The organism is Biomaibacter sp. TOL, from assembly GCF_059717795.1.
In genome coordinates, this window is sequence record NZ_AP046092.1 from 3,139,172 (window position 1) to 3,163,401 (window position 24,230).

14 protein-coding genes are annotated in these 24,230 nt (G+C 43.2%); all 14 read left to right on the top strand.

What is annotated here, in order from left to right:
- Positions 1–4: 4 nt before the first annotated feature.
- Positions 5–2,926 carry an excinuclease ABC subunit UvrA gene (gene uvrA / locus AC6I1H_RS15495; RefSeq protein ID WP_497738420.1) on the top strand — a complete coding sequence of 974 codons (2,922 nt, stop codon included), beginning with the start codon at positions 5–7 and terminating at the stop codon, positions 2,924–2,926.
- A gap of 36 nt (positions 2,927–2,962) precedes the next feature.
- Positions 2,963–4,393, top strand: a complete 1,431-nt coding sequence (locus AC6I1H_RS15500) for a sigma-54 interaction domain-containing protein (protein ID WP_497738421.1) — start codon at positions 2,963–2,965, stop codon at positions 4,391–4,393.
- 248 nt (positions 4,394–4,641) lie between these two features.
- Positions 4,642–5,745 (top strand): M24 family metallopeptidase, encoded by a 1,104-nt coding sequence (locus AC6I1H_RS15505; protein WP_497738422.1) that lies wholly within the window; start codon positions 4,642–4,644, stop codon positions 5,743–5,745.
- Between the two features lie 439 nt (positions 5,746–6,184).
- Positions 6,185–8,521, top strand: a complete 2,337-nt coding sequence (locus tag AC6I1H_RS15510; RefSeq protein WP_497738423.1) for a S9 family peptidase — start codon at positions 6,185–6,187, stop codon at positions 8,519–8,521.
- Positions 8,522–8,566: 45 nt separating this feature from the next.
- A complete protein-coding gene (locus AC6I1H_RS15515; RefSeq protein WP_497738424.1) occupies positions 8,567–9,640 on the top strand; it encodes a M24 family metallopeptidase in 1,074 nt (357 codons plus the stop codon).
- A 32-nt stretch (positions 9,641–9,672) separates the two neighbouring features.
- Positions 9,673–11,328: a peptide ABC transporter substrate-binding protein gene (locus tag AC6I1H_RS15520; protein WP_497738425.1), complete on the top strand. Its 1,656-nt coding sequence runs from the start codon at positions 9,673–9,675 to the stop codon at positions 11,326–11,328.
- A gap of 133 nt (positions 11,329–11,461) precedes the next feature.
- Entirely contained in the window at positions 11,462–12,382 is a 921-nt protein-coding gene (locus tag AC6I1H_RS15525; RefSeq protein ID WP_497738426.1) for an ABC transporter permease, read from the top strand.
- 13 nt (positions 12,383–12,395) lie between these two features.
- Entirely contained in the window at positions 12,396–13,334 is a 939-nt protein-coding gene (locus AC6I1H_RS15530) for an ABC transporter permease (protein WP_497738427.1), read from the top strand.
- Positions 13,335–13,366: 32 nt separating this feature from the next.
- Positions 13,367–14,392: an ABC transporter ATP-binding protein gene (locus AC6I1H_RS15535; protein ID WP_497738428.1), complete on the top strand. Its 1,026-nt coding sequence runs from the start codon at positions 13,367–13,369 to the stop codon at positions 14,390–14,392.
- On the top strand, positions 14,382–15,344 hold the full coding sequence (locus AC6I1H_RS15540; RefSeq protein ID WP_497738429.1) for an ABC transporter ATP-binding protein: 963 nt from the start codon (positions 14,382–14,384) through the stop codon (positions 15,342–15,344). The genes AC6I1H_RS15535 and AC6I1H_RS15540 overlap by 11 nt, the downstream gene beginning before the upstream one ends.
- A gap of 262 nt (positions 15,345–15,606) precedes the next feature.
- The gene (gene hypD / locus AC6I1H_RS15545; protein ID WP_497738430.1) at positions 15,607–18,045 is read left to right on the top strand and encodes a trans-4-hydroxy-L-proline dehydratase; all 2,439 of its coding nucleotides are present in this window, start codon (positions 15,607–15,609) and stop codon (positions 18,043–18,045) included.
- A gap of 216 nt (positions 18,046–18,261) precedes the next feature.
- Positions 18,262–19,275 carry a 4-hydroxyproline epimerase gene (locus tag AC6I1H_RS15550; protein WP_497738431.1) on the top strand — a complete coding sequence of 338 codons (1,014 nt, stop codon included), beginning with the start codon at positions 18,262–18,264 and terminating at the stop codon, positions 19,273–19,275.
- A gap of 244 nt (positions 19,276–19,519) precedes the next feature.
- Positions 19,520–20,971: a sodium:solute symporter family protein gene (locus AC6I1H_RS15555; protein ID WP_497738432.1), complete on the top strand. Its 1,452-nt coding sequence runs from the start codon at positions 19,520–19,522 to the stop codon at positions 20,969–20,971.
- 772 nt (positions 20,972–21,743) lie between these two features.
- Positions 21,744–24,182: a trans-4-hydroxy-L-proline dehydratase gene (gene hypD, locus AC6I1H_RS15560; protein WP_497738433.1), complete on the top strand. Its 2,439-nt coding sequence runs from the start codon at positions 21,744–21,746 to the stop codon at positions 24,180–24,182.
- Positions 24,183–24,230: the final 48 nt, after the last annotated feature.

Genomic DNA, 24,230 nt, shown 5'->3' on the forward strand with positions numbered 1-24,230 from the left:
ATCGGTGTCTGCAGATAAAATCATTGTAAAAGGTGCTCGAGAACATAACTTAAAGAATATAGATGTGGAGATTCCCAGGGATAGGCTGGTAGTTATTACAGGCCTGTCCGGTTCTGGGAAATCCACGCTGGCCTTTGATACCATCTACGCCGAAGGTCAGAGGCGGTATGTGGAATCTCTTTCGGCTTATGCGCGCCAGTTTCTTGGCCAGATGGACAAACCAGATGTAGATTACATTGAGGGACTTTCTCCGGCCATTTCCATAGACCAGAAGACAACCAGCAAAAATCCCAGGTCAACGGTAGGAACCGTGACGGAAATATATGATTACCTCAGGCTGCTTTTTGCCAGGATAGGAAAGCCCCACTGCCCTAGATGCGGCAGGGAGATTACCCAGCAGACCATAGACCAGATGGTGGATGCCGTTATGGAACTGCCAGCAGGTACCAGAATTCAGGTGATGGCTCCAGTGGTGCGGGGAAGGAAGGGTGAGTACCAGAAACTTTTTGACCAGATAAAAAAGAGCGGTTTTGTCAGAATACGGGTGGACGGGGAGATAAAGGAGGCCGGCGAGGAAATCAAACTGGACAAATATAAGAAGCACAATATTGAAATCGTGGTGGACAGGATTGTGTTAAAGCCTGGAATAGAATCAAGGCTGGCCGATTCCATAGAGACGGCCCTAGCCCAGGCAGAAGGTCTGGTGATAATAGATGTCATCGATGATCAGGAAATGTTGTTTTCCCAGAATTTTGCCTGTGCGGACTGCGGTGTGAGCCTTGAGGAACTCACTCCCCGCATGTTTTCTTTCAACAGCCCTTACGGTGCGTGTCCAGTATGCAGCGGCCTGGGGATCAATATGGAAATAGACCCTGATCTAGTCATCCCCGACCGTTCCAAATCCATCTTGGAGGGCGCCGTTGAGCCGTGGAACAGTTCGCCCGATGGATATTATTATCAGATGCTGAAGGCTGTATTGAATCATTACGGGTACGATGTGGACACTCCCATAAAGGATATGCCGCCGGAAGTGGTAGATGTACTTCTCTACGGTTCCCGAGAACCTATAGAGTTTTACTATGAAAGCCGCTATGGAGACAACACCAGGCATTTCAGGGGATATTTTGAAGGTGTTGTGAATAATTTGAAGAGGCGGTATCAAGAAACAGGCTCGGAATGGTCCCGGGAGGAGATCGAAGACTACATGAGCACAAAGCCATGCCCGGCCTGCAAGGGTGCGAGGCTAAAGCCCGAAAGCCTTGCAGTGACGGTGGGAGGCAAGTCCATAGCGGAAGTTACGGCCTTATCCATCCGGGAGGCCATGAGTTTTTTTGAAAATCTTCCCCTCACCAGGAGGGAGGAAATGATAGCCCATCAGGTATTAAAAGAAATTAAGAACCGCCTTCAATTTCTGGTAGATGTGGGCCTTGATTATCTTACTCTGGATCGGGCATCGGGTACCCTTTCCGGCGGCGAATCCCAGAGGATAAGGCTGGCCACTCAGATCGGTTCCCGGCTGGTGGGAGTGCTGTACATCCTGGACGAGCCCAGTATAGGACTTCACCAACGGGACAACGAAAGGTTGCTGAAGACCCTAAAGGAACTGAGGGACCTCGGGAATACGGTACTGGTGGTGGAGCATGATGAGGATACCATGAGAGCGGCGGATTACATTATAGATATCGGCCCCGGAGCGGGAGAGCACGGCGGCCGTGTGGTGGCGGCAGGACCGTTGTCAGCCATAGTGGAGTGCGACACTTCCATAACCGGGCAGTATCTCAGCGGCAAAAAAAGAATTCCGGTGCCAGCCATAAGGAGAAAGCCGGGCGATAAATGGCTGGAGCTGAAAGGATGCCGGGAGCACAATCTAAAGAATATCGATGTGAGATTTCCGCTGGGGCTTTTCATATGCGTAACAGGCGTGTCGGGATCGGGGAAGAGCACATTAATCAATGAAATACTTTACAAAGCGCTTAAATATAAACTGTATAACTCGCGGTCAAATCCAGGTGATTTTGACGAAATTCTGGGGGTGGAACATGTAGAAAAGGTGATAGACATAGACCAGTCTCCTATAGGGAGGACCCCGAGGTCTAACCCGGCCACTTATACAAATGTCTTTAACGACATCCGGGAAGTATTCGCCATGACCCCGGAGGCCCGCATGAGGGGATACAAGCCCGGGCGCTTCAGCTTCAACGTAAAGGGAGGCAGATGCGAGGCATGTAAGGGAGACGGCATCATCAAAATCGAGATGCACTTTCTGGCAGATATATATGTGCCCTGCGAGGTATGCAAGGGAAAGCGTTACAACAGGGAAACTCTGGAGGTAAAATACAAGGGCAAGAATATATCCGAGGTGCTCGACATGACAGTCGAAGAAGCCCTGGAATTTTTCCAAAACATTCCAAAAATAAAGCGCAAGCTGGAAACCTTAAAAGATGTGGGGCTGGGTTACATCAAGCTGGGACAATCCTCCACCACGTTATCGGGTGGGGAAGCCCAGAGGGTGAAGCTGGCTACCGAACTCTCCAGGAAAAGCAACGGTGGCACAGTATATATTCTTGACGAGCCTACTACCGGTTTGCACCCTGCGGATATACAAAACCTCTTGAATGTGCTGCACCGGCTGGTGGAGGGCGGCAGCACCGTGATAGTCATAGAGCACAACCTGGATGTCATCAAGACAGCCGACTACATCATAGATTTAGGCCCCGAGGGAGGGGACAGAGGCGGAGAAGTGGTAGCCACCGGTACCCCGGAAGAGGTGGCGGAGAACCATGGTTCTTATACGGGACAGTTTTTAAAAAAAGTACTGGAGGTAAAGGCTGCAGGGTCAAAAATTAAGGAATCCAAAACCGCAGAATCCAAAGCTGTAAAGGCTCCGAAAAACTCCCGGAAAAAGAAACAGATGGCAGTAGAATAAAAATAAATCTTTTTCCCGATAAAAGGGGGAAGGACTATGGACTACAAATTTCTTTTTGAATCCATGCTTACCCACTTAAGACAGGGCATCCTGGTTGTGGATCCCGATGCCAATGTAATATTCTACAATGAACCTGTGACACATATAGCGGGGATTGATGCCGAAGATGCCATAGGCAAAAATATTCTGGAAATATTCCCGAGTTTAACTCCGGATACAAGCACATTTTATTATGTATTGAGGACAGGAAAGCCGCTGATTGATTATGTTCAAACATATTTTAATTATCGCGGAGAGCAGGTTACGACACTGACCTCTACCATGCCGCTGATAAAAGACGGAAGGATCATAGGAGCGTTTGAACTTTACAGAGATGTGGCCACGATCGGTGAATTGTCCGAAAAGATTATTTCGCTGCAAAGGGAATTATTCAGGAAGGCTTCAAGTCAAAAGGTCTACATTGAAAATCAGGCCCAATATACATTAGATGATATTATCGGCGAAAGCGCTGCCATAAAAGAGCTCAAAGATAAAGCAAAAAAGATAGCGGAGAGCAATTCTCCTGTCCTGGTCTACGGAGAAACTGGGACCGGCAAGGAACTCCTGGTCCAGGCTATTCATAACGCAAGTTTTACAAGGAAGAACAAACCTTTTATAGCCCAGAACTGTGCGGCTTTGCCGAAAACGCTTCTGGAAGGTATACTTTTTGGAACTACCGCAGGTAGCTTCACCGGTGCAAAAGACCGACCCGGTCTTTTTGAGCTGGCAGATGGAGGGACGTTATTTTTAGACGAAATAAATTCAATGGATATCGAGCTCCAGGCAAAATTGTTGAGGGTACTTCAGGATGGAGTAGTAAGGCGACTGGGAGGGGTAAAAACTATTGTTGTTGATGTGAGAGTGATTGCTTCAACCAATGAACACCCATTAAAATCCGTTGAAAAAAGACTTTTAAGAGAGGATTTATATTACAGATTAAATGTTATTTCTTTGACAATTCCTCCCCTGAGAGAGAGAAAAGAAGATATACCTGTACTGACGGAGCATTTTATAAAATTTTATAACAGGCAATTATGTAAAAATGTTAAAGGAATTACCCGGGAAGCAATGGACTTGCTCATGAATTACTCATGGCCTGGAAATGTAAGGGAATTAAAATCGAGGATCGAAAGCATAATGAATTTTATGGATGGAGATATAATTACCGTAAAAGAGATTGCTACAAAAAATTCCAATTATTTTACGGCTTACGAAGGAATGGAATTTCAGCTTCAGAATAAAAACTCATTCGGTGTGCCTCCCCTGGAAGAGACAATGGAGAATTTTGAAAAGAACCTCATTCAAAAAGCCATAAGTAAAGCTAACGGCAATTATGCCGAGGCGGCGAGACTCCTTAAGATTCCGAGGCAGACCCTTCACAATAAAATAAAAAAATACGGCATTACAAAAAAATTTATAACAGAATAGACGTAACACATTTAAGAAAAGTGTCTCAAAAATGGGTCGGTGTGTAATTAAATGATACACCTTTTTATTTTTGACTTTCAACTAATACTCTTCTTTGTTTTATGGGGCTTTAAATATGAAAAATAGCATGGTATTGGAAAATAAATAAATATAGATTAGGTTATCAAGGTCCATCGAAAAAGGGGTAAGATATAAAATTGCGTTTTTCAAGGGTACTAATTATTTTAGGTGATGGAAGGAGTTCAAAAATGCTTTTAGAAAAACAAATCGATAAACTAGTCAGTCTAATGAAAGAAAACAAAACAGATATACTGGTAGTAGGGCCTTCACCGGATCTCGAATACCTGACTGGACTTCACCCTCTGATTGATGAAAGATTCAAAGCACTGTTCATTTTATCGGACGGGAGATATTTTTATGTTTCTCCTGAACTGTGCTATGAAGAGACCAGGGAAGTGCTCGGCGAAAATGTAGATATATTCACATGGAGCGATTCCGAAGGTTTTCTTGAAGCATTCGGCAAAATAAATAAAAATTATGATTTAAATGGCAAAACTATAGGAGTAAACGATGGAATAAGGGCTGTAGATTTAATCGAAATGAGAGATATTTTAAATATAAATTTTAAAAACGGTTGCCGCATAATGGAAAAAATGAGGATCATAAAGTCGAAGGAAGAGATGGAAAACCTGAGAAGAGCGGCTCAAATCGCCGATAAGGCGGCAGCTCAAATCATAACACATATCCGACCTGGGATTACGGAAAGAGAAATCAAAGGTAAGCTGGAGGAGCTCCTTTTGGAAAGTGGCGGCCAGGAACTGGCTTTTGAAACCATTGTGGCGTCGGGGGCCAACAGTTCCAAGCCCCATTATAACGGGAGCGGTAGGGCAATCGAGAAAAAAGATGTAATAATAATGGATTTTGGATGCAGATATAACGGATATTGTTCAGACATTTCAAGGACCGTTTTTGTGGGTGAACCGACGGATGAGCAGAAGAAAATTTACGGCATTGTAGTTGAAGCGAACAGCAAAGCGGAAGCCTGTGCAAGGCAGGGCGCTACGGCGGAAGAAGTGGACCTGGCAGCAAGAAATGTAATAAGAGAAGCAGGTTACGGGCAGTTTTTTTTAAACAGGACCGGCCACGGCATAGGAGTGGGTGTACATGAAGCGCCTTACATTATGGAAGGCAACAAACAGGTACTGGAAAACGGCATGGCTTTCAGCGTGGAACCGGGAATTTATATACCCGGCAGATTCGGGATGAGGGTAGAGGATATAGTCCTGATAAATGACGGCAGGGGCGAGGTGCTCAATAATGCTTCGAAAGAGATGATAATAATACGCTCATAAAAAGATTTTCAAGGATGTCCTGAAACAGGACATCTTTTATTATTGTGAATAAAATAAAGTTCAGAGGATACAAGCTTTAAGGTTTTTATTTAATGCATAACACTGGTTATAATTTTAGGATTGATTTAATGCAGAATACTGGTTATAATTGAAAGCATTAAAAACGTTTCGGCTACTGCCTAGAGCAGGTACATAATTTAAGAAGATGTCTTAAAAGTGGGCTTGATATGTCTTTGAAATGGGACGTTTTATTAACAGTATTTACGCCATGCTGCCATATTGATGCTTATTTATAGAGATAAAGACAAACTGAGAACTTAATCTGAAGTTTAAAACACGTTTGGCATAATATTTGCGAAATATTTAACATTAATTGAGCTGTATTATACAAAGACATATAAAAAAATAAATACATTTTTAAGAAAGGCGATGCGTAAAAATGTCAATTGAGGACAATTATTTAGACCATTATAATTCAAAATCAACGGTGACATGGCAGGACTACGCTCGGGCGGACATGTTCTTGCCGAAAGGTGCCTGCAAGTTGATGTTTGGCTTATATGTCAAGCCAAACTGGATAGATAAAAGCGATTGCTTTTGGTACAGAATTGATACCCGTCGAGGAAACAAATTCATGTTTGTAAATCCGGAAGCAGACATTCACGAAGAGGCTTTTGACCATGAACGGCTTGCAGCCGAGCTTTCGCGGTCAACGGGCGTTCCGTATACACAATGGAATCTTCCTTTTGAGCGCTTTGATTACTCTGACGGCAGGGAATCTATCGCCTTTGACCTGGGGGATATACGCTGGAAATGCAATCTTAAAACCTATGAATTAACGGCCGAGCATGTACAGATAAAGAGCAGTGGCAATGGGGTAAAATCGCCGGATGGTCGATGGGATGCGTTCATTAAAGATTATAACCTGTATGTGCGTTCTGAAATCACCGGTGAAGAAATTCAGCTAACCAGCGACGGGCAACCAAAATGCCATTACGGATTGCCGCTTCAGTCTCCACTGGTTTCAGCGGGCCTCAGAGAGCCTCAGGGGCCTGCCATCATCTGGTCGCCCGATTCTACGAAATTATTAACGTATAAAATAGATCACCGCGATGCGAATGAACTTCAGTTAATCCAATCCGTTCCGAAGGATGGCAGCAAGAGGCCTAAGTGTCATCCGTATGTCTATCCGCTTCCCGGGGATGAAAACCTGCCAAAGGTGGAGCCTGTTATCATTGACGTCGAAAAGCGGGAACAGATAAGGGTCGAAATGGAGCCCATCTCATTGTTTTACTATGAAGGGCCTTACTTTTGGGTACACTGGGCAAAAGGCAAACCTGGGCGAATTTACCTTTTAAAACCCGAACGGGGTTTTACAGCCCTTAAACTTTATGTGCTGGACCCCGAGACCGGGGCAGGCAAATTGCTTGCTACACTTTCTGAACCGGTGCTCCCCTGGGCCTGGGGCGGACCTCCGACTATTTGTGAGATGAATCGGAACGAAGAAAACTCAATGTCCATAGATGAACATGCAAGATGGATAGCTGATGATGGAAGGGAGTTTATTTGGATTTCTCAGCAGGACGGCTGGGCACACTTGTATTTGTATGATGGATTGACTGGAAAACTAAAAAGACAGATTACGTCGGGGTCATGGGTAGTCCGCGAAATTAAATACGTGGACGAGAAAGAAGGGGTTATTTATTTCACTGCCGGAGGGCGAGAGCCAGAACGGGATCCATACTATCGACATCTGTATCGGGTTAAGATGGACGGCAGCAATTTGCAGCTGCTTACACCCGAGGACGCAGAACATGAAGTTACTTTTTCACCTACGGGGAAATATTTTATAGACACATACTCCAGAGTTGATCTGCCTCCGGTTACTGTATTGCGAAATGCTGACGGCAAGCTGGTGCGAAAGCTCGAAGAGGCTGATATAGAACTCCTACTTGCCACCGGCTGGAAATTTCCCGAAAGGTTCTGCGCAAAGGCGAGGGACGGGGTCACGGATATTTATGGCGTCATTATAAGACCGTCTAATTTTGACCCCAGCAAGAAATACCCTGTTATTGAAGGCAATTATTCGGGTCCGCATACCATCCGGGTACCAAAGGCATTCGCCGGAGGCCATGCGAAAACACAGTTTTGGCACGATCAGGCTCTTGCAGAGCTGGGGTTTATAGTGGTCTCTGTTGACGGTCTGGGAATGGCATTTCGTTCCAAGGCTTTTCAGGACTTTTCATATAAGAACCTAGGCGATGCAGGTCTTGAAGATCATATAGCGGCATTTCGCCAGCTGGCGGCCCGCTATCCGTACATGGACCTTAATCGAGTGGGGATCTACGGTTATTCAGCCGGTGGGTACGCTGCCGCCCATGCTATCCTGGCTCATCCCGATTTTTACAAAGTTGCAGTAACCTGGGCCGGCAATCACGACCATAGAATCGATAAGGCAAGCTGGGTGGAACGGTACATGGGCTTTCCGGTAGGAGGCCACTATGAAGAACAGGCAAATCCAAGCATTGCTCACAATTTGAAGGGCAAGCTTTTCCTGATGCACGGCGAAATGGACGAAAATGTTCCTCCGGCGGCAACGCTTCAACTGGTAGATGCCTTGATTAAAGCCAATAAAGATTTCGATTTCCTGATTCTCCCGAATGGTGTTCACGGTTCCGGGAATCATCCGTATGTAACTCGCAAAAGGTGGGATTATTTTGTTCAGCATTTGCTTGGAGCGACGCCGCCGCACGGCTACATCATAAAAAACTGTTGATAAGCTAGAGTTATACAAAGTATAATTTAAGGAGCGTGTAACATTATGAAGCGTATAGAAAAATTGCTGGATGTTATGGAAAAAGAGAATTTGGATGGGATGTTTCTGGTTAAGGATGCCAACATACGTTATTTGAGCGGCTTTACCGGTTCCGAATCATATGTGGTAATATCTGAAAAAGGAAGAGCTTTTATAACGGATTCCAGGTACACCGAGCAGGCTGAGCAGGAATGTCCTGGATTCGAAGTAATCAAATGGCGATCGCCTAATCCTGATTTGCCGGAGACGATCAAGTCAGTGTGCGCTAGGTTCGGCATCAAAAGATTGGGCTTTGAGAAAAACTGCGTCAGCGTGGATCTATACGAAAAATTGAAGGATGGATTGGGCGATGTAGAGCTTGTAGGTACCATAGGATTGGTTGAGAAGGTAAGAAGTGTAAAGGACAGCGATGAAATTGAATGCATAAAGAAAGCAGCGGAGATTACAGATGAAGCCTTCGACGAAATTTTAAAATATATAAAACCCGGAGTGACTGAGAGGGATATCGAAAGGGAGCTTGCATACGTTATACGAAAAAGAGGAGCCGATGATATAGGGTTTTCAATTATCGTTGCATCAGGGAAAAACAGTTCAAAGCCTCATGCAATTCCTTCCAACAAGTCCGTAGAAGCAGGAGATTTCATAACTATTGATGTAGGTTCCATGTATAAAGGGTACAGGTCGGATATGACCCGTACCGTGGTTTTGGGTAAGGCAAGTGATAAACAAATAAGCATTTACAACATCGTAAAAAAGTCGCAGGAGGAGTCCATAAAGATAATAAAAGCAGGGGTAGAATGCAAGGCTGTAGATAAGCTGGCAAGAGATGTTATCATAGAAGCAGGAATCAAGGAGGTGTTTGAATATGGATTAGGACACGGCGTAGGTCTGGAAATTCATGAAGAGCCGTTTATGTCAGCCAAATCTACTTTAATCCTTGAAGAAGGCAATGTAGTAACTGTCGAACCTGGCATATATATACCAGGATGGGGGGGTGTCAGAATCGAGGATACAGTCGTAGTAACAAAAGATGGATGTGAAATCATTACAAAGTCGCCAAAGCATCTAATCATAATATAGAAATTCATTTAAAACAAGGGGGCTTAGCATTAATGAAAAAGAAATTTGTATCAATTATAGCATTATTGCTGGTTATACTGATAGCTAGCACCACATTCGTGGGTTGCGGGAGCAAAAATTCAGAGGAAAAAGGCAATGCGGAATCTGCTGGAAAATCTCAAGTATTGACTTTTGCGCAGACGGCTGAAATACCTAGCCTTGATCCACAGCTTCAAAACTCAATGCAATCATTTGAGGTAACAAATGCAATTTTTGAGGGTCTTGTGAGACTGCATGATGGCAAGGTTCAGCCGGGCATGGCGGAAAAGTGGGACATCTCAAGCGATGGAAAGACCTATACTTTCCATCTTAGGGATGCAAAATGGTCTGACGGACAACCAGTGACAGCCTACGATTTTGAATACGGCATTAGAAGACTGCTCGATCCAAAAACAGGTTCAGCTTACGCATTTGCAGGATATGGCATTTTAAACGGTTATGAATACAACACTGGAAAAGTAACTGATGTGAGCAAGCTGGGAGTAAAGGCTCTTGATGAAAAGACTCTGGAAATAAAGCTGGCCAATCCTGCGGCTTATTTCTTGGGCTATCTTAGCCTTCCGTGCTTCATGCCAACCAGGGAAGATATCGTTGAGAAATATGGCAACAACTTTGCACTTGAAGCCGAAAACAATGTTTATAATGGACCATTTATTTTGAAGGAATGGAAGCATGAATCAGGTGTAACTCTGGAAAAAAATCCGGATTACTGGAACAAAGATGCTATAAAGCTGGACAAAGTAAATATACTGCAGATTACTGACCCAAATACAGCCCTTAGCATGTATGAGAATGGAGAGCTTGACTTCGTTTCTATACCGAATACATTGTGGGATAAATATAAAGATAATCCCAAAACCAAGCTCATCATGAATGGAGCAATTGATTGGCTGAGGCTGAATCTTAATGCTCCGGGAAAACCATGGCTGGCAAACAAAGACTTCAGAAAAGCCTTAAACTATGCAATCAATAGGGAAGAATACGTTAATACTGCCACTAAGGGTCTTTATCTCCCGTATACAAGGCTAGTGCTTCCGATGGTTGTAGGTGCAAAAGGAGGAAAATATACTGAAGAAAGCCCCATTGACATTTATCCTACTACCGGTGATAGCGCAAAAGCAAAGGAATATCTTGCCAAAGCAATGGCTGCTCTTAATATCAAGGATCCTAAAGATATAACTTTGGAATTGAAGTTTTCCGATTCGGCTGCCGATAAAGCACTTGCAGAAGTGCTGCAGGACCAGTTGACAAGAAATCTTGGCATTACAGTTACTATAAAGCTGGTTACCTATAAACAGAAATTGGCTGATGATACAGCCAAACAGTATGATGCCGTATACAATGGATGGATGCCTGACTATGACGACCCGATGACATATCTTGAGCTGTTTGAAAGCAATAACAGCCAGAACTCCACCGGCTGGAGTAATGCAGAGTATGACAAGCTGATAGAAGCTGCGAGAACCGAAGTTGATCCGGTCAAGAGACAGCAGTATTTCTGGGATGCTGAAAAGATACTCGTTGATGAGGCTCCATTTGTACCTCTGCAGTGCAGAAGGCTTGGGTATCTTGAAAAGGATAATTTGAAAGGTATGTCAAGATACTTTGTCGGTTCTGATATAGATTTCGTGTTTGCATATTTTGAATAAAGGTTTATTGGGGCGCTCTTTATCTAAGGTTTCATTTAGCCCCGGATAAAAGAGTGCCCTTCATATATTTATAAAAGTGAATTGAGTTATTTGCTACATTAGCATCGTTTAAACCTCGAAGGGAGGCAGGCATTTGGGAAGATATATATTGAAAAGATTTATAGTATCTTTGTTTACGGTGCTGGTGCTCGTCACTACAGTCTTTATACTCATTAGGCTAATGCCGGGGGATCCGTTTGTTAGTGAAAAGATGACTCCTGAAATAAAAGCAAATATGATGGCATATTATGGATTTGACAAGCCTCTCTACGTGCAATACTTTCACTACATCGGCAATCTCTTGCGTGGAGATTTAGGTCTTTCATTAAAATACAGCAACAGAAGTGTAAATACCATACTTGCTCAAACCTTTCCTGTTTCTGCGGATTTGGGTATAAGATCGATAATACTTGCAACAATACTTGGCCTTTTTCTTGGAGTAATGGCAGCCCTAAATAATGGGAGGTTTTTTGATTATTTTTGTGTATTTATAGCTATAGTCGGAGTATCTGTACCTGATTTTATAAATGGTTCACTACTTCAATATATTTTTGGTTTGAAGCTCAAGCTGTTTCCGATAGCAAGATGGGAAGGATTTAGATATACCATACTTCCGGTTTTTGCACTGTCGCTATATACTCTTGCAGTTATAACGAGGACAATGAGGGCCAGTATGCTGGAAGTGATAAATCAGGATTATATTATGACTGCACAGGCGAAAGGTCTGTCACAGTGGCAGATTATCACAAGACATCAAATTCGAAATGCCATACTTCCTATAGTAACAATTTTGGGTCCCATTACTGCAGGGATTTTGACTGGGACTTTTGTGATAGAGCAAATATATGCTATACCGGGCATGGGAAGGTTTTATGTATCGGGTATTAATGACCTTGATTATAGTATGATACTTGGCATGACGGTTTTCTACGGAGTATTTCTTGTAGCAGCCAATTTTATCGTCGATATAATCTATGGATTAGTCGACCCAAGAATAAGAATATCCGGAAAGTAAGGTGAATCAGACGATGCAGGATCCAATTATTATTAACGATGATATGTTTACAGTTGTCGGTAACGATATTGAAAATTACAATACTATAACCAGGCCAAGCCTAACATACTGGCAGGATGCATGGATGAGATTGAAAAAAAATAAAGTAGCAATGCTGGGCCTTTCTATTATCGTATTGTATATTATTATGGCAATAATTGGTCCATATCTAAATTCTATGGATTATAGGACAACCGATTCAACTGCCACGGATCAGCTTCCAAGCCTTAAGCACTGGTTTGGCACGGATTCTCTGGGTCGTGACCTTTGGGTAAGACTGTGGCTGGGTGCCAGGGTTTCACTTACTATTGGATTTGCCGTTACTCTACTCAATCAGTTCATAGGTATCATTATAGGTGGCATATCAGGCTATTTTGGCGGGACATTGGATATGATTATCATGAGAATTATTGATGTACTTTATGGAATACCCTCATTGATTGTGGCAATACTTGTCATGATGGTCAGAGGCGGTTCCGGTATGACCAGTCTAATAATAGCCATGGTAATTATAGGCTGGATAGGAAGTGCACGTTTTGTAAGAGGGCAGGTACTTCAATTAAAGAATCAGGAATTTGTACTGGCATCAAAAGTGCTGGGCGCAAGTAGCATGAGAATCATTATGAAGCACCTCATACCCAATATGATGGGGCTTCTAATTACAAATATAACAATGGCGATTCCCGGAGCGATATTTGGAGAAGCTTTTTTGAGTTATATCGGTATAGGAATCCAGCCTCCGGACACAAGCTGGGGGCAGCTTGCACAGGCGGGTTCACAAACTTTCAGAGTATACCCGTGGGAAATGTTCCTGCCTTCGTTTTTCATCAGCACTACGATGCTTTCCCTGAATTTGCTTGGTGATGGTTTGAGAGACGCATTGGATCCCAAAATGCGCGGGACAACAAGATGATAATGATGCAGACTTGAAGCAGGGGGTAAAAAATGGGCAGATTATTGGATGTGAGAAACCTTAAAGTAAATTTTAAGACTTATGGTGGCCAGGTAAATGCTGTAAGGGGAGTATCGTTTTATTTGGATGAGGGAGAATGCGTAGCTATTGTCGGCGAATCGGGCTGCGGCAAGAGCGTAACTTCAAAAGCCATAATGAAACTTATTCCTTCGCCGCCCGGTGAGATAACAGATGGTGAGATAATATTTAAAAATACCGATTTGCTAAAATTGAGTAAAAAAGACATGATGGAAATAAGAGGTTCTGAAATAGGCATGATATTTCAGGATCCCATGACATATTTAAATCCAACAATGACTATTGGAAGACAGATACAGGAAGCTATAGAAAGACATACAAAATTAAACAAGAGACAAGCCATAGAAAAAGTAAGAGAGATGCTTAATTTTGTCGGCATACCTAATCCCGATAAGAGGATGCGCCAGTATCCCCATGAGTTTTCAGGAGGGATGAGGCAGCGTGTCATGATAGCAATAGCCATGGCGTGCAATCCAAAGCTTTTAATTGCAGATGAACCTACTACTGCATTGGATGTAACCATACAGGCACAGATTTTGGATTTAATGAAATCCTTTCAAAAAAAGTTCAACACTTCAATAATGTTGATTACCCATGACCTTGGTGTCGTGGCAAATATGGCAGACAGAGTGCTGGTGTTTTATGCCGGCAAAATAGTTGAATCAGGAAATGTTGATGATATTTTCTATAATCCTCAACACCCATATACGTGGGGACTTTTAAATTCTGTTCCCGGATTGCATTCGCACAAGAAAGGAAAGCTGATATCAATAGAAGGTACGCCGCCAGATTTGTTTTCGCCTCCTGCCGGATGCGGTTTTGCAGCACGATGTGTTTATGCTATGAAAGTCTGCAAATCCATATATCCTGAAATGATAGATTTAGGTGGAGGGCATCAATGCGCGTGCTGGCTTCTTCATGAAAGGGCTCAAAAGATTCGGCAGTCTTTACAGTCAGGGGGCAAGAGCGATGGGATTTGAGGGTAATTATCTGCTAGAAGTTAAAAATCTGAAAAAGTATTTTGATGTTGGATATGGTCAAACGTTGAAAGCTGTAGATAATGTCAACTTTTTCATAAGAGAGGGTGAAACTTTAGGTCTTGTAGGCGAAAGCGGATGCGGCAAATCCACTACAGGAAGGGTGCTGGTTAGATTATATGAGCCCACAGATGGCGAAGTGCTGTTTGAAGGAGAAAATGTGCATCGGCTAAAAGGGCGTGCAGCTCGGGATTTTTGTAAAAAAGCTCAAATGATATTTCAGGATCCTTATGCTTCTCTGGATCCCAGGATGACTGTAAGGGATATAATTGGAGAGGGCATTGATATACACAATTTATATAGAGGAAAAGAAAGAGTGCAAAGAATATACGAATTGCTTAATATTGTTGGGCTAAACAAAGAACATGCAGACAGGTATCCTCATGAATTTTCAGGCGGCCAGAGGCAGAGAATAGGAATCGCCAGGGCTCTTGCCATAGAGCCCAAGTTTATCGTTTGCGATGAACCCATCTCGGCGTTAGACGTATCGATTCAGGCGCAGATTATAAACCTTTTGATAACGCTGCAGCAGGAATTAAAGCTTACTTACCTGTTTATAGCGCACGATTTGCGCATGGTGAAACACATATCGGATAGAGTTGCTGTTATGTACCTGGGCAATATTGTTGAACTTGCCGAAAGCCTTGAGTTATATGACAATCCTCTGCATCCATATACAAAAGCTCTCATTTCAGCAATACCGATTGCAGACCCTAAATTGGAAAGGAACCGCCAGAGACTGCTCCTTGAAGGAGACGTTCCAAGTCCCATAAATCCTCCACAAGGCTGTCTGTTTAAAAAAAGATGCAGTTTTAAAAAGCCGATATGTGAAGAAGTAAAGCCTGAATTTAAAGATGCAGGCGGTGAGCATTTTATAGCGTGCCATCTATATTAAAATTAAAGATTTGATGAGCATTTTGTCTAAAAATCTCATAATGTAAGTGTATCTGATATGAGATATAGTCTCATAAATGGTCATCCTTATATATTTAAAATGGTACGTTGAAAATTACTTTCAAATATATAAAAGTGCTTTTAGTTTAGAATAATGGCGTCGATTTAAATTAATAGGCATATTGGCATGAAAAATGCATAAACATCAAAAAAGAAATATGTTTATGCATTTATAATACTATAATATCAGGGAGGCGGAAACCATGAGTGATTCCTTAGGGTGTGTGGCCATTGAAAAAGAAATGCAAAGGAAAAGGGCTGCCGTAAGACCGATGAATGAAAGGATTGCAAAGCTCAGAGAAGAAAGCATCCGGGCCGAAGTCAGAATATCTGATGAGAGGGCAAGAATAATTACCGAATTCTACAAAAGTGGAATTGCTGCAGGCAAATCCTTTCCCGTTCAGCGCGCCATGGCCTTCAAATACCTGATGGAGCGTGTGAGCCTGCCGGTGGAGGATGGACAGCTGATTGTAGGATTGAGAGGGACCGGACCACAGGAAGTTCCGACATATCCGGAAATGTGCACTCACAGCATGCAGGACCTGGAAATATTGAACTCCAGAGAGAACATGCCTTATAAGGTGGACGAAAAAACCAGGGAATTGTACGAAAAGGAAGTTATCCCCGCATGGAAAGGCGCCACATTGAGGGATATCATCTTCGACAATCTTCCCGCCGAGTGGATAGAAGCTTATGAAGCGGGGATCTGGACGGAATTCATGGAACAGAGGGCACCGGGCCATACGGCCGGCGGCGAAAGAATATTCAAAAAAGGACTTTTGGAAATAAAAGATGAAATAAAGCAGAAAATGCAGGAATTGAAGCCCAGCGACCCGGAATATTTCGATAAAATGGAAGAACTTAAAGCTATGGATATTGCGGCGGATGCGATGCTGATTTATGCCGAACGATATGCGCAAAAATTAGAAAAAATGGCTGAAGATGAAAACGACATAGAAAGAAAAAAAGAATTAGAGGAAATGGCAAAAATATGCCGCCGTGTTCCGGCTCACGCTCCGGAAAGCTTCTGGGAAGCCCTCCAGCATTACTGGTTTGTCCATGTGGGCGTAGTCTATGAGACAAATCCGTGGGATTCTTACAACCCGGGCCGCATGGACCAGCACCTGTACCCGTTTTACGAAAAGGATGTGGCCGAGGGAAACCTTACCAGAGAAAGGGCTAAAGAGCTCCTGGAAGCATTCTGGATAAAGATCAACAATCAGCCGGCAGTGCCGAAGGTCGGGGTCACGGCGGAAGAAAGTTTCACATACAATGACTTTACAAAAATCAATATAGGCGGGCTGAAGCAAGACGGTTCGGATGGCGTAAATGAAGTCTCATATTTGCTCCTGGAGGTCCTTGACGAGATCAGGACATTGCAGCCCAATACCGCCGTGCTGGTGAGCGATAAAAACCCCGAACGCTTCCTCCTGAAGGCGTTAAAAGTTGTAGGTCCGGGATTCGGAGAGCCGCCGTTCTTCAATTTCGATGGAGCCATTGTCAAAATGCTGAGGCAGGGCAAAAAGCTGGAAGATGCCCGCACCGCAGGGGTCAGCGGATGTGTTGAAACGGGCGCCTTCGGAAAGGAAGCCTATATTCTTACGGGATATTTCAACCTTCCCAAAATCCTGGAAATTACATTAAACAATGGCATTGACCCGCAAAGCGGGAAAAAATTGGGCATAGAAACGGGAGATCCGAAAAACTTCAAAACCTTTGATGAACTCTGGGAGGCTTTTATAAAACAGGTTAAACATTTTCTGGATATAAAAATGAAAGGCAACGACATAATAGAAGCGCTTTTTGCAAAATACATGCCCGTTCCTTTCCTTTCAATATGGACTGATGACTGCGTTGAAAAAGCCAAAGATTACAATTCCGGGGGCGCAAGATACAACACTCAATATGTTCAAATAGTCGGCCTCGGCACCCTTACGTACAGTTTAACCTCAATCAAATACCATGTTTTTGACAAAAAGACCATTTCTATGCCCGAACTTCTTGAGGCTCTCAAACAAAACTTTGAAGAAAAATATGAAGTAATGAGGCAAATCATACTAAATAAAACCCCAAGATACGGGGAAGACGATGATTACACCGATGAAATCGCAAAGAAAATAGTCGACAATATAGTGGAGATGATTGAAAGCTATCCGCCGTCCCCGGTTAGAAGAGCATCAAAGAGGGCTTACTTCCTGCCCACCACCGCCCATGTATATTTTGGGAAAGTTACGGGCGCGACACCTGATGGAAGAAAAGCCGGTTTTCCGGTCTCTGAAGGTGTTTCCCCGGTTCAGGGCAGCGACAAAAAAGGAATAGCAGCGGTTTTCAGGTCCGTTTCAAAGTGCGACTGGGACAGAACCGGCGGAGCGCTCCTGAACCAGAAACTGACACCGGATCTGCTCGAAGGCGAAGATAATCTGAGGAAGCTCGCCCAGCTAATAAAAACCTTCTTCAATATGGGAGGACATCATGTCCAGTTCAATGTGGTAAGCGTGGAACTGCTCCGGGAGGCCCAGAAGCGACCGAAAGACTTCCAGGACCTAATGGTAAGAGTAGCGGGTTACAGCGATTATTTTGTTAATCTGCCAAAAGGTTTGCAGGACGAAATAATTGCAAGAACTGAACATAAAGAAGTGTAATATATATATAACCATGACTTAAAGATTTAAGCTCTTGCTGGATTGCACTAACGCAAATACTTGATGTTATAGTCAGATTAACGGAATCAGCCATAGCTATAGGCGATATGAAGAACTTGCAGTTTTTGCAGCGATCTCAACAAGAACCTTTTAGCTTATTCTTAGCTTGGGTTTTCTGATAACTTCTAAACTTAAAATTATATAGGGGGTTTTGTGATGTTAAGGTTTGAAAGAATGATTACTGCTGTGGATACTCACACAGGAGGAGAACCAACGCGCACCATAATAGGCGGTTTGCCTCGCATACCGGGGAAGACGGTTAGCGAGAAGATGGTGTACATGCGCGAACATATGGATTGGCTCCGTACCATGCTCATGTATGAACCGAGGGGTCATAGTGTCATGTCAGGGGCCATAATAACGGAGCCGAGCGATCCCAGTGCGGATATAGGCGTTATTTACATTGAGACAGGTGGATACCTACCAATGTGTGGGCATGACACTATAGGCTTTTGTACCGCACTTATTGAGATGGGAGTGATTTCAGCATCAGAACCTATAACTACAATCACCTTAGAAACACCAGCGGGTCTTGTTACTGCAAAAGCAACTGTTGAAAACGGGATTGTGAGGTCAGTTACGTTTAGGAATATTCCTTCGTTCCTGTATATGGCGGATGTTGAATTACAAGTGCCAGAGTTGGGCAATTTTACCTTAGACATTGCATATGGGGGTAATTTTTATGCAATAGTAGATGCTGAAAAAATTGGAGTGACTATTACGCCTGAAAATGCAAGGGAGATCATACGAGTGGGTAGATTGATTAAGGATGCAGTAAATAGTCAGTACACTATTCAACATCCAGAAAGGCCTTATATACAAGGTTTAACACATGTTGAATTTTCTGGACCTCCTACTCACAAGGAAGCGCACGCAAAAAATACGGTATTAATTACACATGATGCTTTGGATCGTTCACCTTGTGGAACTGGTACCTCTGCAAAACTTGCTGTTCTATATGCGAAGGGAAAGATTTCTCTTAAGCAGGAATTTGTACATGAAAGCATTATAGGGAGTCTGTTTAGGGCAAAAGTTGTTGAAGAATGCGAAGTAGCTGGTTATAAGGCGATTATACCGGAAATTACTGGAAGTGCATATATAACAGGTATCCACCAGTTTGTAGTTGACCCCGACGATCCATTGAAGATGGGATTTCTGATTCCAAGCTAATGGGAGCGTTAATCCGAGACCTTATTTGCTTGTAAATCATATAGAACATATAGAAAGGGGGGTGGTATAGATTGTATGGCCAATAAGGTGAAGGGGGGTGAGGATGGAGGTAAATGATCTGGTGTTCACCAAGGCAAAAGGGTGAAAAACCCAAATAAGGGAGGTGAAAATTATACTTTTGGTTCTTTTAGGTTAAAACAATTAGAAAAGGTAAAAGTTAATAAAAGGGAGGATTAAATAGAAGATGACATCACTTCAAACATTGGTAATTATTATGACTACAATTTATCTTGGAGTGTGCGTATGGGTAGGATATAAAACTCGCACTGACATAAAAGATGCTTATGATTATTTCTTAGCAGGTAAAACAGTAACTTTTTGGTTCCTGTTTTTTACGTGTTGGGCCTCCTTTAGTGGTGCCGGTAATTTTGTCGGTTACGCTGGTAGGGCTGCGTTGCATGGAATTTCCGCTTATTGGGTGTATCTTGGAGAGGTATTATTAGGTTATAACACGGTCGCGTTCCTTCTTGCACCTCATCTTGCCAAATTTAATTATATAACTATGGCTCACTATCTTTCAGACTATCTCGCTGGTGGAGATATATTTGTAAGAAGAATTGCAGGTGCTGCTACCCTTTTGCCAAATGTGTGCTGGGTAGGCGGCCAAATAATGGCATTATCGTATATCTATAGCATGGTGTTTAATATTAATCCTAAAATAATTATGATAATAGTTGGCGCGGTTGTTATCTATTATACTATTAGCGGCGGGTTTAAAGCAGTTGTGCAGACAGACTTTTTCCAGGGAATTATGCAACTTGCGCTTGCTGTCTTTATAATCACTTATATTGTGAAGGTAACCGGTCTGAACGTTTCAGGGATTAGCAAACAACTTGTAGCTCAGGACCCAAAACTGTGGCAGTGGACGCCGGAAGGTATTTTACCACATTTATCCGGGTTTCTAGTTGGATTTTTTGGGGCACTTTCTAATCCACCGATGTGGAATAGGGCTTTTGCTGCTAAGGATGTCGAAACTGTAAAAGCATTCAAAATGGCTATGGTTATAACCGCCATATGTGTACCGTTCACAGTGTTTATGGGATTATATGCGCGAGCAGTAAATCCCCAAATCGGAGATAAGGCTACCTACTGGTTTATATTCAACCATACACCGATGTTTGTACAGGCTTTGGCAATGGTTTGTGTTATGGCTGCCTGTATGTCTACTGCAGATACACACCTCAATAATGGAGGAGCTAACATAATGTGTGATATTATTGATCCCTATGGGAGAATAGAAGCAAAGAAGCAGGTAAAATACTCTAGAATAGTAACTACAATAGCTGGTCTCTTTTCAATAGGTGCTGCTCTTACTTTCCCATCCATTCTTGATCTGGGGATGTTTGGATATGCGATATGTGGCGGTGTATTAATTCCTTACTTCATTATTGCCTATATTTATAAGGATAAGAATTCTAAGGAGTTTAAGTCGGGCTTGTCTGCAACTGCAAGTCGTGCGGGTCTTGCCGCAGGAGCGGTAGTAGCAGTACTATTCGAGGGGGTCCCGTCACTCAATAAATTGTTGGGAGGCGGAATTATCCCGGCAATTGTAGTAACAACGCTTGTCTTACTACTCGTCAACTTGTTTACCACATCAGCAGCATCAACGATATCTAATTTGGACCATAGTAGTTGATAGTTTCCATCTATTGAGAGGTTTGCTCTGACGCAAGAGTAAAAATTAAAAACGGGTTGAAGGTGTATGGGAAAATATTTTGTCCCGCCAAAGGCATGAATTTAGCTGCGGTTGAGTGGTATTAGGGTTAAAGAATAAAAAATGGCTCCAAGAAAAATAGGGTGACCCTCTTCAATATTGAATCAATTAAGTAACACCAAACATCCAGAGATAGAAGGGTCACCCACGGCTATTGCACTAAAACGCTTCGCAGTAGCCACCATTAACGGTAGTTTTGATCTCAAAACTTCATAATATACATTTACCACCTTTTACTTTAGTATAATAGAAATATGTTGAAAGGTGGTATTTTTTATGTCAATATTAATACTACAATATAGAATAAAAAAGCTGAACATTGAAAACTCCATATCTTGTGGAAACCTTTGTATATATAGACAAATACAAAGGCACATGCTACAAAAAAGCCGCCAACTGGCTCTATCTTTGGAAAAGCTAAGGCTTTACCAAGGTAGATAAAACAGATATAATGTATCTAGAATGAGACATAGTCTCTAAAATGGTCATAATGATGTGCTTTTATTTGATACGTTTGTAAATCGCCGTAAAATATCCAAATTTCAAAGTGGGATAAAATCGGCGAAAATAAGTTTTCTGCCGCAGTTGTTATAAGAAATTGAATATGAATATACTGGCATAAAATATGCATTAAATTATGGAATGAGAAAGATGTTTATACTTTTATAATAATAATATCAGGGAGGCGGAAACCATGAGTGATTCCTTAGGGTGTGTGGCCATTGAAAAAGAAATGCAAAGGAAAAGGGCTGCCATAAGACCGATGAATGAAAGGATTGCAAAGCTCAGAGAAGAAAGCGTCCGGGCCGAAGTCAGAATATCCGATGAGAGGGCAAGAATAATTACCGAATTCTACAAAAGTGGAATTGCTGCAGGCAAATCCTTTCCCGTTCAGCGCGCCATGGCCTTCAAATACCTGATGGAGCGTGTGAGCCTGCCGGTGGAGGATGGACAGCTGATTGTAGGATTGAGAGGGACCGGACCACAGGAAGTTCCGACATATCCGGAAATGTGCACTCACAGCATGCAGGACCTGGAAATATTGAACTCCAGAGAGAACATGCCTTATAAGGTGGACGAAAAAACCAGGGAATTGTACGAAAAGGAAGTTATCCCCGCATGGAAAGGCGCCACATTGAGGGATATCATCTTCGACAATCTTCCCGCCGAGTGGATAGAAGCTTATGAAGCGGGGATCTGGACGGAATTCATGGAACAGAGGGCACCGGGCCATACGGCCGGCGGCGAAAGAATATTCAAAAAAGGACTTTTGGAAATAAAAGATGAAATAAAGCAGAAAATGCAGGAATTGAAGCCCAGCGACCCGGAATATTTCGATAAAATGGAAGAACTTAAAGCTATGGATATTGCGGCGGATGCGATGCTGATTTATGCCGAACGATATGCGCAAAAATTAGAAAAAATGGCTGAAGATGAAAACGACATAGAAAGAAAAAAAGAATTAGAGGAAATGGCAAAAATATGCCGCCGTGTTCCGGCTCACGCTCCGGAAAGCTTCTGGGAAGCCCTCCAGCATTACTGGTTTGTCCATGTGGGCGTAGTCTATGAGACAAATCCGTGGGATTCTTACAACCCGGGCCGCATGGACCAGCACCTGTACCCGTTTTACGAAAAGGATGTGGCCGAGGGAAACCTTACCAGAGAAAGGGCTAAAGAGCTCCTGGAAGCATTCTGGATAAAGATCAACAATCAGCCGGCAGTGCCGAAGGTCGGGGTCACGGCGGAAGAAAGTTTCACATACAATGACTTTACAAAAATCAATATAGGCGGGCTGAAGCAAGACGGTTCGGATGGCGTAAATGAAGTCTCATATTTGCTCCTGGAGGTCCTTGACGAGATCAGGACATTGCAGCCCAATACCGCCGTGCTGGTGAGCGATAAAAACCCCGAACGCTTCCTCCTGAAGGCGTTAAAAGTTGTAGGTCCGGGATTCGGAGAGCCGCCGTTCTTCAATTTCGATGGAGCCATTGTCAAAATGCTGAGGCAGGGCAAAAAGCTGGAAGATGCCCGCACCGCAGGGGTCAGCGGATGTGTTGAAACGGGCGCCTTCGGAAAGGAAGCCTATATTCTTACGGGATATTTCAACCTTCCCAAAATCCTTGAAATTACACTGAACAACGGTATCGACCCGCAAAGCGGGAAGAAGTTGGGCATAGAGACGGGAGATCCGAAAAACTTCAAAACCTTTGATGAACTCTGGGAGGCTTTTATCCGGCAGATAAAGCATTTCATAGATATAAAAATGAAAGGCAATGACATCATAGAGACGCTTTTTGCGAAATACATGCCGGTACCTTTCCTTTCGCTCTGGACAGATGATTGCGTAAAGAAAGCCAGAGATTATAACGCAGGTGGAACAAGGTACAACACCCAGTATATCCAGATGGTAGGATTGGGCACTGTGACCTATAGTTTGACCACCATAAAGTACCACATTTTTGATAGGAAGACTATTTCGATGGAAGAACTTCTGGAGGCTCTCAGACAGAACTTCGAAGAAAGATATGAAATGATGAGGCAAATCATTTTAAATAAGACACCCAGATATGGAGAAGATGATGACTATACTGATGAAATTGCAAAGAGGATAGTCGATAGTTTAGTTAAGATGATTGAAAGCTACCCGCCATCTCCGATCAGAAAAGCATCGAAGAGGGTTTACTTCCTGCCTACTACAGCCCATGTCTATTTCGGCAAAGTTACTGGAGCGACACCGGATGGAAGAAAAGCCGGTTTCCCTGTATCAGAAGGCATTTCGCCTGTGCAGGGCAGCGACAAAAAAGGAATAGCAGCGGTTTTCAGGTCCGTTTCAAAGTGCGACTGGGCCAGAACCGGCGGAGCGCTCCTGAACCAGAAACTGACACCGGATCTGCTCGAAGGCGAAGATAATCTGAGGAAGCTCGCCCAGCTAATAAAAACCTTCTTCAATATGGGAGGACATCATGTCCAGTTCAATGTGGTAAGCGTGGAACTACTCCGGGAGGCGCAGAAGCGTCCGAAAGATTTCCAGGATCTCATGGTCAGAGTTGCCGGGTACAGCGACTACTTTGTGAATTTACCCAAAGGCTTGCAGGAGGAAATAATTGCAAGGACCGAGCATAAAGAAGTTTGATTAAAATATAACCTGACCCTGCCGGAGATGCCTGGCCGTCTCCGGCAG

Excerpts from the sequence above, each read along its gene's own strand:
- AC6I1H_RS15500 (WP_497738421.1), top strand. The coding sequence starts at position 2,963 with ATGGACTACAAATTTCTTTTTGAATCCATGCTTACCCACTTAAGACAG.
- AC6I1H_RS15505 (WP_497738422.1), top strand. The coding sequence starts at position 4,642 with ATGCTTTTAGAAAAACAAATCGATAAACTAGTCAGTCTAATGAAAGAA.
- AC6I1H_RS15510 (WP_497738423.1), top strand. The coding sequence starts at position 6,185 with ATGTCAATTGAGGACAATTATTTAGACCATTATAATTCAAAATCAACG.
- AC6I1H_RS15515 (WP_497738424.1), top strand. The coding sequence starts at position 8,567 with ATGAAGCGTATAGAAAAATTGCTGGATGTTATGGAAAAAGAGAATTTG.
- AC6I1H_RS15520 (WP_497738425.1), top strand. The coding sequence starts at position 9,673 with ATGAAAAAGAAATTTGTATCAATTATAGCATTATTGCTGGTTATACTG.
- AC6I1H_RS15530 (WP_497738427.1), top strand. The coding sequence starts at position 12,396 with ATGCAGGATCCAATTATTATTAACGATGATATGTTTACAGTTGTCGGT.
- AC6I1H_RS15535 (WP_497738428.1), top strand. The coding sequence starts at position 13,367 with ATGGGCAGATTATTGGATGTGAGAAACCTTAAAGTAAATTTTAAGACT.
- AC6I1H_RS15540 (WP_497738429.1), top strand. The coding sequence starts at position 14,382 with ATGGGATTTGAGGGTAATTATCTGCTAGAAGTTAAAAATCTGAAAAAG.
- hypD (WP_497738430.1), top strand. The coding sequence starts at position 15,607 with ATGAGTGATTCCTTAGGGTGTGTGGCCATTGAAAAAGAAATGCAAAGG.
- AC6I1H_RS15550 (WP_497738431.1), top strand. The coding sequence starts at position 18,262 with ATGTTAAGGTTTGAAAGAATGATTACTGCTGTGGATACTCACACAGGA.
- AC6I1H_RS15555 (WP_497738432.1), top strand. The coding sequence starts at position 19,520 with ATGACATCACTTCAAACATTGGTAATTATTATGACTACAATTTATCTT.
- hypD (WP_497738433.1), top strand. The coding sequence starts at position 21,744 with ATGAGTGATTCCTTAGGGTGTGTGGCCATTGAAAAAGAAATGCAAAGG.